General features: G+C 38.4%; 10 protein-coding genes. 4 read left to right on the forward strand and 6 right to left on the reverse strand.

Going from position 1 to position 13264, the window contains the following annotated elements; translation table 11 throughout:
* Nucleotides 1–231: 231 nt before the first annotated feature.
* Nucleotides 232–519: a helix-turn-helix domain-containing protein gene (locus M997_RS05520; RefSeq protein WP_064719112.1), complete on the reverse strand. Its 288-nt coding sequence runs from the start codon at nt 517–519 to the stop codon at nt 232–234.
* 601 nt (nt 520–1120) lie between these two features.
* Here M997_RS05520 and gss point away from each other — a divergent pair.
* Nucleotides 1121–2998, forward strand: coding sequence for a bifunctional glutathionylspermidine amidase/synthase (gss, locus tag M997_RS05525; protein WP_064719113.1), 1878 nt, complete (start codon nt 1121–1123; stop codon nt 2996–2998).
* A gap of 21 nt (nt 2999–3019) precedes the next feature.
* Nucleotides 3020–3451, forward strand: coding sequence for a hypothetical protein (locus M997_RS05530; protein WP_064719114.1), 432 nt, complete (start codon nt 3020–3022; stop codon nt 3449–3451).
* An 86-nt stretch (nt 3452–3537) separates the two neighbouring features.
* On the opposite strand, the gene dsdC is transcribed toward M997_RS05530, so the two are convergent.
* Nucleotides 3538–4482 carry a DNA-binding transcriptional regulator DsdC gene (dsdC, locus tag M997_RS05535; protein ID WP_064719115.1) on the reverse strand — a complete coding sequence of 315 codons (945 nt, stop codon included), beginning with the start codon at nt 4480–4482 and terminating at the stop codon, nt 3538–3540.
* Between the two features lie 222 nt (nt 4483–4704).
* On the opposite strand from dsdC, the gene dsdX reads away from it, so the two are divergent.
* Nucleotides 4705–6042, forward strand: a complete 1338-nt coding sequence (gene dsdX / locus M997_RS05540; protein ID WP_064719116.1) for a D-serine transporter DsdX — start codon at nt 4705–4707, stop codon at nt 6040–6042.
* A 12-nt stretch (nt 6043–6054) separates the two neighbouring features.
* A complete protein-coding gene (dsdA, locus tag M997_RS05545) occupies nt 6055–7383 on the forward strand; it encodes a D-serine ammonia-lyase (protein ID WP_064719117.1) in 1329 nt (442 codons plus the stop codon).
* Nucleotides 7384–7658: 275 nt separating this feature from the next.
* Here dsdA and fbpC read toward each other — a convergent pair whose 3' ends face one another.
* The 4 genes from fbpC to uhpC form a co-directional block, all read right to left on the reverse strand.
* Nucleotides 7659–8699, reverse strand: coding sequence for a ferric ABC transporter ATP-binding protein (gene fbpC / locus M997_RS05550; protein WP_064719118.1), 1041 nt, complete (start codon nt 8697–8699; stop codon nt 7659–7661).
* Between the two features lie 15 nt (nt 8700–8714).
* Nucleotides 8715–10793, reverse strand: coding sequence for an ABC transporter permease (locus M997_RS05555; RefSeq protein ID WP_064719119.1), 2079 nt, complete (start codon nt 10791–10793; stop codon nt 8715–8717).
* A 72-nt stretch (nt 10794–10865) separates the two neighbouring features.
* Nucleotides 10866–11897: an ABC transporter substrate-binding protein gene (locus M997_RS05560; RefSeq protein WP_064719120.1), complete on the reverse strand. Its 1032-nt coding sequence runs from the start codon at nt 11895–11897 to the stop codon at nt 10866–10868.
* Between the two features lie 2 nt (nt 11898–11899).
* On the reverse strand, nt 11900–13252 hold the full coding sequence (uhpC, locus tag M997_RS05565) for an MFS transporter family glucose-6-phosphate receptor UhpC (RefSeq protein WP_275658110.1): 1353 nt from the start codon (nt 13250–13252) through the stop codon (nt 11900–11902).
* Nucleotides 13253–13264 lie beyond the last annotated feature (12 nt).

Consider the following 13264-nt stretch of genomic DNA (forward strand, 5'->3'; position numbering starts at 1 on the left):
AAAAATATCGCTTAAGAATAAGGGGTTATGATGATTATTAATCATAAGTCACTATTTTTTAATGAAAAACTTTTTGTTTATATAAAATAAAAAAATTAAAAGATGCGAGAGAATACGCATATTACAACAAGGGCGTTATAGTGAGATGGTAAGCTAATGTGGAGGAAAAAAAATAAACATGGAAATCCAACTTGTTGATTATAAAGAAGCGGATCTCCATATCAAGGCGCACTAAATCTGGCTTTGAGCATTCCAAAATTGCTTCGATTGTGTCAGTGCAGAAACAGAAATTTGTTCATCATTTGGTGGAAGAAAGAATGCGGGTGTGACTTTTAGCTCTTGAGCAATATGAAACAGCATATCAACGTCAATTTTACAAAGCCCATTCTCATAACGTGAAAATTGTTGTTGGCTGATACCGACACGTTCAGCGACAGCTTTTGCTGATAAGCGTAATTGTTGGCGTTGTTTACGAATTTTCTGCCCGATAATTTGAGAAATGGGATAAACCTTTGACATTAGTGACCTCATCCTTTCTATCAACCTCCAAGAATATTCAGCTAGCTGAATACCCATGCTTCAGAGATGGAATTTTAATGTAGACAAGCTTTCCTGCTTGAATGAGTAAAATCCATACCTTTGTATTATCGGTTAATTAACTGAATTATTTATAGTCACTTGGTTGTGGTTTAATACTATTTTTCTTATTTACTATTTTTTAAATGAGATAATTGTCAGCATGATAATCGATAAAATTTTGATTAACAGTGCGATATATTGACAAATATCCTATTTTTTGATTATTTGGGCTCGCATTTATGATTAATAAAGAGTAAATAGTTACCGTATAACAACAATAAGAAAACCCTCTTTGACTGATTGCGCTTAAAAATACCTTTTATATTCTTTTTATAACTGGCTATTTTTGAGCTTTTTTTTCATTTTTTTTCAAAACCCTCCTTATTTTGTCTTTAATGGAATAGAAAATTTTTACTTTATTGAAATTGATAAAATAGCATTCACTTCTTATTGTTTATGGCGTTAATATTATTATCGACAATACTTATCTTAGCTATAAGCATTGCAGGGTAATAATTTATTTATCGTCAAGGTCGAGATTATGAATGTAAAAGAGATTATTCGTCATGAGCCATTTGGAACATTACTAGGTTATGCTCCTGGTGGTGTTGCGATTTATTCCTCAGATTACAGCAGTATTGATAAAGAAGACTACGCAGCCAATGATTCATTCCGTAGTTATATTGGCAATGAATATATGGGGCACAAATGGCAATGTGTTGAATTTGCTAGGCGTTTTCTCTATTTACATTATGGTATGGTTTTTACTGATGTGGGCATGGCTTATGAGATTTTCTCATTACGTTTTTTACGTAAAACCATCGATGATGATATTTTACCATTACAAGCTTTTGCAAATGGAAGTAAGCAAGCGCCTACAGTGGGTGCATTGTTAATTTGGCAAGAGGGCGGTGAGTTTAAGACTACTGGACATGTGTCTGTTATTACTGAAGTTTTAGTAGATAAAATTCGTGTTGCAGAGCAAAATGTTATTCACACACGTTTACCTACAGGGCAGCAGTGGACTCGAGAGTTGCCACTTCAAATCAATGATAATGGGTATTTTATCCAAGATACTTTTGATGACACGACTCTTTTAGGTTGGATGATCCAAACAGAACCTAATGCTTATAGTTTGCCTCAACCCAAAGTCTCCCCTGAATACTTGGCTATTCATGCCGCACAGATTGAAGATAAAGGCCAATTTGCGGGTAAATGGTTAGATGAAAGTAATAAATTAGAAAAAGCGTATGTATTAGCGCAGCATGGTCATATCATCAACCAAAATAGTTATGAATATTTCACGATTTCAGAAAGTGCAGAACAAGAGCTAATCCGTGCAAGTAATGAATTGCATTTGATGTATTTGCATGCGACTGAAAAAGTACTAAAAGATGATAATTTACTGCGACTTTTTGATATCCCTGAGGTGCTTTGGCCTCGAATTCGTTTGTCATGGCAACATCGACGACATCAAATGATCACGGGAAGATTAGATTTTTGTATGGATGAGCGTGGTCTGAAAGTTTATGAATATAATGCAGACTCTGCATCTTGCCACACCGAGGCAGGATTAGTTATTGAAAAATGGGCAAAACAAGGTGGGATTACTCATGGTTTTAACCCCGGCGAACGTTTATTAGATGCGCTGGCCGATGCTTGGAAGCATAGCGACGTTAAACCTTTTGTACACATTCTTCAAGATGATGATTGCGAAGAAGATTATCATGCACTCTTTATGCAGCAAGCCCTTACAACAGCGGGCTATGAAAGCAAAATTTTACGTGGATTAGATGAGCTTCATTGGAATAACCAAGGACAACTTATTGATGCTGATAATCGTAATGTCGTTTGTGTGTGGAAAACATGGGCATGGGAAACGGCATTAGATCAACTAAGAGAAGAGAGTGAGCAGCAAGCACTTATTCCAATTCGTACTGGCCATTTTGAAAATGAAGTCCGTTTAGTTGATGTATTATTGCGTCCTGAAGTAACTGTATTTGAACCGCTTTGGACATTAATTCCAAGTAATAAGGCAATTTTGCCGATTTTATGGCAACTATTTCCTAATCATCCTTATTTGCTGGATACTGATTTTGAAATTACACCACATTTAACGCAGCATGGTTATGCGATTAAACCCATTGCAGGGCGTTGTGGTAGTAATATTGGATTAGTGGATCACAAAGAAAAAATATTAGATGAAACTCATGGTCAATTTTCTCATCAAGAAAATATTTATCAAGAGTTGTGGTGTTTACCTAAAGTTGCTAATCGCTATATACAAGTTTGTACATTTACTGTCGGTGGGCATTATGGCGGTTGTTGTTTACGCTCAGACCCAACATTAGTGATTAAAAAAGAAAGTGATATTGAGCCGTTAATTGTAGTGGAAGATAAATATTTTCTGGCAAAATAATACAATCGTTTTTTAGAATTAATGAAAAATAAACCCGTCGCAATTTGCGGGTTTATTTTTAATATAAGTATAATTTTGAGGGAAAAGAAAATCATAAAAAAATTTCAAACTCTTAGTGATTTGTTAGCATCATGCTCAACACTAGAATCAAATGAATGGATTTATACTGAAATAGTAACTTGGAATAGTCATCCTGATCAGGCGATTTTTTATTATATTCCTTGGGATTACATCCAAGAATTACCTGATGATGAGATTTATCTTGATGATGAGGATATGGAAATGCCAAAAATTGTCGAGGGTAAGAACTTACGAGGCTGGATGCTTATTTGTGATTTATCTTTTTTATATCAAACGCAACAAGAGCGACGAAAAGATTTATCATGGACGATTGATGAAATTAACTATTATAGGGAATACGACGCCTATCGTTGTTTATTTAATTCAGATTAAATCTAAAGCTATAAATTATTTATAGCTCTTCATTCAGTCATAGTTTATTTTTAGTTATATCTTTTTTATCTATTTTTCTTAATAAACTACATTCCTTCTTTAATCTGTTTTTTTAACCACTGAATAAATAATTGTACTTTTACATTATTTTTTTCATTACGAGTGACTAGGTAATAGCGTTGTTCACAAAATAGTTCGCTATTAGTAAAAGGTGCGATAAGCTCTTTATTCGCTAATCTATTTTTTATTAAGCGTTTTCTTCCCATCGCGATACCCGAGTGATTAACTGCCGCTATTACCGCTAAATCTGAGCGATCAAAACAGATATTACTACGGTTAGGAAATAAAGCGATACCCATATGTTCGCTCCATGCCCGCCACTCATCAAAGTCCGAGTTATTACTCCAGGCTTGCCTATCATGTAAGAGAGTACAATGAGTAAGGTGGTGCAAATTACCCACTAATTCAAAACGCTTGGCATATTCAGGGCTACAAACAGGAATAATAGATTCCGAAATCAAATCTTCACAATAAAGATTTTGCAGATGTTTATCATCAAAATAAATTGCAAGATCAACACCATAACCTCGGAAATTAATATCATCATTGCCAGTAAGTAAATTTAATTCAATCGAAGGATAGCGTTGAGTGAAATCAGCAATACGAGGTACTAACCAACATTGTGCAATAGAAGGGCGCGAATAAACGGTTAATATGCCAGAGACTTCTTGATTATGAATATCTAATATTTCTTGGTTAATATCTTCAAGCGTTTTTTTTAATGCCCAATAAATACGTTCACCTTCTTCTGTAAGTTCAATACGGCGGTGATAGCGAGTAAAGAGTTTAATATCTAGCTCTTCTTCAAGTGTATTAATGCGATGGCTAATGGCACTGGGCGTTAATGAAAGTTCTTCTGCCGCTAAAGCAAAGGATAAATGCCGGCCTGTTGCTTCAAAAGTGTGAAGTCGCGCTAATTGATAACTCGATAATCGTTTATTCCGTAAAATAACGCCAGATGACTCAAACATTCCTTTTTTCCTATATTATTTAAATAGTAACGCAAGTTAATAATCAAGCTAATATTAAGATGAAATACCGTGATCCGGATCATTATATTGTGATGTTATGCCGGTTTGATCACGTATTTGAATTAATTGAATTCATCTTAGTGCAAACTTTCATCATTTGTAAGTGTGGAATGATTAATATTCAATAAGATTAACAATAAATAAAATATTTGGGATGGATGTATGGCTTCGACTCTATGGGTACTAAGTACTCTCATTATTAGTATTTTGCTCATTGTCTTTACTATAGTAAAACTTAAGTTTCACCCCTTTCTTGCTTTACTTTTAGCTAGCTTCTTTGTGGGTACTGCTATGCAGATGAATCCACTAGAAATGGTGAACGCCATTGAAGGCGGTATTGGTGGCACTCTCGGATTTTTAGCAGCAATTATTGGTTTAGGGACTATTCTTGGCAAGATGATGGAGATTTCTGGTGCGGCTGAACGCATTGGGATTACATTACAAAAATGCCGTTGGTTATCTCCAGATGTTATTATGGTTCTTGTTGGTTTAATTTGTGGTATTACACTTTTTGTCGAAGTCGGTGTGGTCTTACTTATTCCTTTAGCATTCTCGATTGCTAAAAAAACTAATACATCATTATTAAAACTGGCTATTCCTTTATGTACTGCGTTAATGGCGGTGCACTGTATTGTTCCTCCTCACCCAGCAGCCTTGTTTGTTACTAATGAATTAGGTGCAGATATGGGTACTGTTATTGTTGCCGGTCTTGCTGTTGGCTTAGCGGCATCATTAGTAGGTGGTCCTGTATTTTTAAAAGTATTAGGCGACCGCTTACCGTTTAAAACAGTACCTGAAGAATTTTCAGATATGGAAGTGCGTGAAGAAAAAGATTTGCCTTCATTAGGGGCGACACTCTTCACTGTATTATTACCTATTGCTCTTATGTTGATCAAAACAGCAGCAGAGCTAAATATGGAAAAGGGTACATCTCTTTATACTGCGCTGCAATTTATTGGTAACCCAATTACAGCGATGTTTATTGCAGCGTTTGTGGCTTATTACATTTTAGGTATTCGCCGCAATATGGGTATGAGCACTTTATTAACTAAAACAGAAGACAGCTTTAGTTCTATCGCTAATATTTTACTGATTATTGGTGCGGGTGGTGCATTTAATGGAATTTTAAAAGGCAGTGGTTTAAGTGATGCTTTAGCTTTAATTCTTTCTAATTTGGATATGCATCCTATTTTATTGGCTTGGTTAGTCGCGATTATTCTTCATGCTGCGGTAGGTTCTGCCACTGTGGCCATGATGGGGGCTACGGCGATTGTTGCACCATTAATGCCAATGTATCCAGATATTAGTCCTGAAATTATTACGCTGGCAATTGGTTCAGGTGCTATTGGTTGTACTATCGTGACTGACTCATTGTTCTGGTTAGTTAAACAGTATTGTAATGCCACTTTAAGTGAAACCTTCCGTTTTTATAGTATCGCGACTTTTATTGCCTCATTTGTGGCTTTAGGCAGCACATTTATGCTTTCTTTTGTCATGTAGAAGAGAACGACTATGACTAATATTGATATAAATAAATTAGCAAATAACTTTCCACTGGTTCGTGATTTAGTGGACTTAAAAAAGGTGGTGTGGTTTAACTCCGCCGTTACAACAACAACCCAGGGACTTTCTCACGTAGGATTAACGCAAGATGATGTTATAGATGCTCAGGCTCGATTACAGCGTTTTGCACCTTATTTAGTCAAAGCCTTTCCAGAAACAGCAGTAACTCAAGGTATTATTGAATCAGAAGTTATCGATATTCCTAAAATGAAATTAGCGCTTGAACAGCGTTATCACACCTCGATTGCAGGGCAATTGCGCTTGAAAAAAGACAGTCATCTGCCTATTTCGGGTTCAATTAAAGCGCGAGGTGGTATTTATGAAGTGCTCGCTCATGCTGAAAAATTAGCTATTGAAGCAGGACTTCTGACCACTGAAGATAATTATGAAAAATTATATTCTGATAAATTTCGCGACTTTTTTGCTCAATACAGTATTGCTGTAGGTTCAACAGGCAACTTAGGTATGTCTATTGGCATCATGAGTGCAAAACTAGGTTTTAGTGTCAGTGTGCATATGTCGGCTGATGCTCGCCAATGGAAGAAAGATAAACTGCGTGCTCATGGGGTGAATGTTGTTGAATATGAGCAAGATTACAGTATTGCCGTGGAAGAAGGTCGTAAAGAAGCAGAAAAAGATCCTAATTGCTTTTTCATTGATGATGAAAACTCAACAACCTTATTCCTTGGCTATGCGGTTGCAGGGCTACGTTTAAAAGCTCAATTTGATGCCCAAGGTGTTCGTGTTGATAGTGAGCATCCACTCTTTGTTTATTTGCCTTGTGGTGTTGGTGGTGGCCCCGGTGGTGTTGCATTTGGGCTGAAACTCGCCTTTGGTGATGCAGTTCACTGTTTGTTTGCAGAACCCACGCATTCACCTTGTATGTTATTAGGGGTGTATACCGGATTACATGATGGTATTTCAGTACAAGAGATTGGTATCGATAATATCACTGCGGCTGATGGTTTAGCTGTAGGTCGTGCTTCTGGTTTTGTTGGTCGAGCAATGGAACGCTTAATTGATGGGTATTACACCATTGATGACCAAGAGTTATATAACTTATTAAGCCTCTTAAATAAAGAAGAGGGAATTAAGTTAGAACCTTCAGCATTAGCAGGAATGACGGGCGTGATTCATGTCACTCAAGCTAAAGAATATCTGCAACGTTTCTCTCTAGATAGCCAAAAATTGAAAAATGCGACGCATTTAGTCTGGGCAACGGGCGGTGGTATGGTGCCAGCAGATGAAATGCAAAAATATCTCGCTCAAGGAAAATAGAGCATGAGATGGCGTTATATTGCTCTTTTGTATAGCGCTAAAATAAAGAAAGAAGATAAAGCGACAAGATAAAGTAGCAATAAAAAAGTAGTGCTAAGTATCTAAATAAATAAGTTTTATAAAATAATAATAGAGTAATACAGTAATAAAATACTGTGTGTCTCATCAGTATTAACACCAGAATGTCCCACACCAGGGAAACAATGTTGTGTATTATAACTAAAACAGAGGCACCCACTGGGTGCCTCAACTATTTTGTGATCAGCAGATTGTTGTTATTCTAAAATAAACATCCCATAAGGATGAATTTGTAAGTAATAAGTGTCACCAACATCTGGTTGTAGCTGGGTTGCATTGACTTGGAGTAAAAGTGTTTGTCCTTGCCATTGCACTGTAACTTCGTATTGTGGCCCCATATAAGCAACATGCACAATTTGGCATTGCTGACAAAGCTCACCTTGTGTCGATAGGGTAATGGCTTCAGGCCTAACGCCTACTCTTACTTGTGTTTTACTTGTCGTAAAGGTCTCTGGGCGAGGTAAGCGATATTGAAAAATTTCAACATAATCCGCCCCCAATGTTGCTGGGAATAAGTTGGCATCTCCCATAAAACTTGCCATAAATTCAGAGGCGGGTTGGCGATAAAGGTTTTGTGGTGATCCTAATTGCATGATCTTACCTTTATTCATTACCAACACCCTATCAGATACCGCAAAGGCTTCACTTTGGTCATGGGTAACATAAAGAGAAGTGATATTAAACTGCTGTTGTAACTCACGAATTTTCTCTCTCATACTACGACGCAAGTTCGCATCAAGGTTACTGAGTGGCTCATCAAATAACAGTACTTTAGGTTTTAAAATTAATGCTCGCGCTAATGCCACTCGTTGTTGCTGACCTCCTGAAATTTGGTCAACAAAACGGTCTTCAAAACCGGCTAAATCCACCAGCTCTAAGGCTTCAGAAACACGCTGTTTAATTTCTGCTTTAGGGCGACCCAGCATTTTTAAACCATAACCAATGTTTTCTCCTAAAGACATATGCGGAAATAGCGCATAGGACTGAAATACCATACAAATATCGCGTTGCTGGATTGATCTATCAGTAACATCTTCACCATCGATAAAAATCTTACCTTCAGTCGGTTTTTCTAAACCAGCAACAAGGCGTAATACGGTGGTTTTACCGCAACCAGATGGCCCTAATAGCGAGACCATTTGACCTTGTGGAATGGAAAGGCTCAGATCTTCAATCACTGTATTAGTGCCAAAACGCTTAACGATATGTTTCAGTTCAACGAAATGTTGTTGTGTCATGATTTATACTCCGTATTACTGTGCATTTTTGGCTTTAGAGCGTGAAACACGGGCTTCGCCAATCAAATAGTCAAATAAGAAGATAATTGCCAGCATTACTACAATTAAGATAGAACCGTAGGCAATTGCAACACCGTATTCACCATCTTCAACACGGTTTAAAATATAGGCTGTCGCTACTCGGGTGTCCGGTGTTACAAGGAAGACGATGGCACTAACCGTTGTAATGGCACGAACAAAGCTATAAATCAGTGCCGATAAAATTGCTGGGCGCAATAACGGTAATAGCACATAGAAGATGGTTCGCATCGAGTTGGCTCTTAAACTTAAAGAGGCTTCATCAAGGGATTTATCAATTTGCCCAAGACCCGCGATCCCCGCGCGAATACCAACGGGGACGTTACGCATCGTCATTGAAATAATCACAATGGCTGCTGTACCCGTTAAATAGAACGGTGAGTCATTAAAGGCAAGAATATAAGAAACCCCCGCTACGGTTCCTGGTACGGCAAAACAGAGCATGGTGGTAAATTCGATGCTTTTTTTACCTTTAAAATCTTGGCGAACAACAATATAAGCAATTAGCAGTCCAAGAATTGCCGTAATTGGTGCAGCAATACCTGCATATAACAAGGTATCAAGTAACGAAGGCCATGCACCATCACTCATTCCTTGACCAAATAATTTAATAAAATTATCCAGTGTTAAGGTGTAATCCACCCCCCAGTTAACTGTAAAGCTACCGTAGAAAATACTGCCATAAAGCAAGATGTTAAAGACAACCCAAATACCCAGTACAGAAGTAACAAAAGCAATCAGTGAAGAAGGTAATGGTTGAACATCACCACGATAGGATTTACCTGAAACGGTGACATAAGAGCGTTTACCAATCCACATATACTGTATGCAGAACACCAATAATGAGAACACTAATAGTGATGCGCCTAATGTACTGGCCGATTGATAATCAAGCTGAGAGCCGGTGATGTAAAAATAAATTTGTGTGGCGATAACGTCGAAGTTGCCACCTAACACTAATGGGTTACTAAAGTCAGCAAGAGATTGCACTACGACAATTAAAAATGCGTTAGCAAGCGCCGGTTTTAGTAATGGCATAAAAACGTTAAAGAAGGTCTGATAACGATTTGCTCTTAGAGTGTAAGAAGCTTCTTCTAATGATGGATGAATGGTTTTAATTGCACCATCTAAAATCATAAAAGACATTGGCGTAAACGCTAAGACTTGAGCTAGCCAAATCCCCGTAAAACCATATAACCAGTTGGTATTTTCAAGCCCAGCATAAGTCGCGAGAAATTCGGTGATATAGCCAGAACGCCCCATCATCAGCGTAACACCTAAACCAACAACAAAAGGTGGTGTAACGATAGGTAAAATAGAGAAAATACGGCCAATAATCGCTGAGCGTACCGCAATGCGCGAGGTATAAATGGCAAGAATAAGCCCAAAGAAAGTACAGCCAACACCGACAGCCATTGAGAGAAAAATAGAGTTAATCATCACCTGCACAATATGTGCTTGGCTTAAAATAGCGATAAACTCAAAAGGTGCAAAATTACCCGCGCTATCTTTAAACATTGGAATAAAGATAGCGATACTTGGGAAGATAATAAATGCGCCAATCAGTGCAACAACGGTGATGAGTGAGCCGATAACAAAGCTATCACCCCCTAACCACTCTAAACGTGTTAAAGCGTGTTTTGCTATCATGCCTAATGAGATAAATAGCACAATGGCTGAATAACCTAGCCCTCGGCCTTCTAGCGTGGCAGTGACTATTGTGATAAATGCGCAAAATAGAGCAAAACCAGCATCAAAATAGTGGCGAGAACGGTTTTCTCGTTTTGCAGCCGTAAATGGACGAAAGAGCAGCAAGCTTGGTAATAAAAACCAAAGTAAACTGATATTTAGATTGCTCCAGCCATAAGCCGTGAGCAGTTCGTCTGGTGTAGAATCAAAAAGACCATAATCTAGGCTCCATGATGGCAGCAGTGCAAATGCAGCCCATGCAATCAGGATCCATAAAAATATGGGATCCCGCCTCTTTTTTTCAGGTATAGCGAGTGTGTGAGACATAAATCCCCCGATAGCAAATCTATTTATTATTATGAAAAAAGAGAGCGAGAAGATCTCTCGCCCTCATAATGGCTATTTACCCATTTTTACTTCGGTAACCCACTTATTAATTAGCTCCTTACGTACATCACTATCGCCATATTTATCCATGTCGTAGTTAATCAGTTTTAGGTCAGCTAATTTCAGTGCCATTGGTGAGGATTCAGCCGAGGTATTAGTGAGAATTTGGTAAGATTTACCCTCTTTCCAACTAATTTCCTGAGCTTCTTTAGAGAGTGTCCAATCTACGAATAATTTGGCGTTATCCATATTACGGGCATTTTTGATAATACTCACACCACCGATTTCATAACCAGTACCTTCGCAAGGTGAAATCAGTTCAAGTGGTGCGCCATTTTCAACTTCTAATGAGTAATCGTGTAAGAAACCAATACCAATTGCAGCTTCGCCACGGGCTGCATTTCGTGCTGGGGCAATACCCGATTTAGTATATTGGGAGATGTTAGTGTTTAATTTTTTTAGATAATCAAAGGCTTGTTCTCTTCCCCATAGTTGATCAAAAGTGGCAAGGGCAGTGTAAGCAGTACCTGAGCTTTGTGGATCGGCAATTTGAATTTCGCCTTTATATTCAGGTTTGATCAAATCTTTCCAACAGGTTGGAACAGCAATACCTTTTTCTTTTAAGCGATCTTTATTGACGCCAAAACCTAAAATACCGACATAAACCGCAGAAGAGTAGTTTCCTTTGCGTTTAGCCGGATCACGGAATTGCGGCATGATCTGATCAAGATTCGGCGAGACATAAGGCTCTAATAGATCCATTTCACCTGCTTGTGAGTGAGGATCCATTGTACCGCCATACCAAACGTCAGCTTGAGGATTACGTTTTTCAGCTTCAATTTTAGCCAGCGTACTACCAGAACCATTACGAACGAAGGTGGTTTTAACATCATACTTATCAGCAAAGGCTTTAGTTTCAGCCTCGCACATAGCATTAGTCGCACTACAATAGACCACTAAGCGACCCGCAGCATGAGATGACAAACTAACGGCAGAAAGGGCAAGTCCTGCCGCAACGAGCGTAGAGAGGGTTTTCAGTTTCATGTTCAGAACCTTTTAAATGTGTCGTCATCGGAAAATGAAAGTGGGCCTACCGAATGTTCTCGTTTACTGACATCAGCAATCAGTAAAGGCATAAGTAGTAGTCCCATTAAGGCCGCAGCACTGGTTAATAATGCAAACATCCCAGTCCAACCATAATGCGCCATGACCTGACTTAACGGCCAACCTGCCATTGCCGCCCCTAAATAGGCGTACAATCCCAAGTAGCCTGTTACCGTTCCTGCTGCATTTTTATGACAATATTCTGTAGCAGCAAGTCCGATTAACATCTGAGGTCCAAACACAAAAAAACCGATACTGAAAAAACAGGCTGCGAGCAGGGCATAATGATGAATAGGTATTAACCAAAGTGCTGTTACTGCGGTAAAAAGTCCCAGTGAAAACAGCAATATCATCGGTGCTCGTTGACCTCGGAATAATAAATCCGAGCCCCAGCCTGAACATAACGCGCCTAATAAGCCCCCCACTTCAAATAAAGAGAGAATAGCATTTGCACTTAGTAAGTTTGCGCCATGTGTTTCTGATAACCAGATATTTCCCCAATCATTTATCGCCATCCGTATCAGATAAACTAAAATATAAGAAAAACCTAGCAACCAAATCATTCGGTTAAATAAAATGCTCTCTTTCAAGATATTTAGCATAGGTTTAGCTGGCGAAGCTTGTTCTTGGCGTAATTCTAATATATCGCGTCGCCACACACCTACGGTTGGAAGCCCTTCTTCAGCGGGGGTTCCTGTTAATCGTACACATAACCAAAAGCCCATTACAATGCCAATAATTCCGGGAATAAGCAGTGCAATTTGCCAGCTATAATGTGTTGCTAACCATGCCGCTAAAATGGGAAGGCTCATACCACCAAGGTTGATTGATATATTCCACAATCCCCACCAAAAACCACGTTCATTACGTGAATACCAGTGAGTTAATAACCTTGCACAAGGGGGCCATCCCCATCCTTGAAAGAAACCATTAAGTGCCCAGACCAAAAGTAGTGCAGGAAAAGACAAACAGTAGGCGAAAATAATATTCATCACTCCTGTCATCACTAATCCTGCGCCCATAAACCAGCGGTATCCCGTCTGATCATGGAAAATACCAGAAAAGAATTTTGATAAGCCATAAGTCAGATAAAATAAGCTAGCTATCCAGCCGATATCTCCTTTATCCAGATTTAATTCAATCTGCATAACAGGCATAACAAAATTGACGCTTTTACGTGTGAGATAGAAGGTGGCATAGCCAATGATCATCGACAGCATTAAGTTTTTGCGCCAAAAATCATAGGTCTTATTAATTGATGCCGAGTTTTTACCTGCCATAACATCCTCTCTGATGCTACAAATGTA

Source organism: Proteus hauseri ATCC 700826, from assembly GCF_001654965.1.
In the GTDB taxonomy this organism is placed as follows: domain Bacteria; phylum Pseudomonadota; class Gammaproteobacteria; order Enterobacterales; family Enterobacteriaceae; genus Proteus; species Proteus hauseri.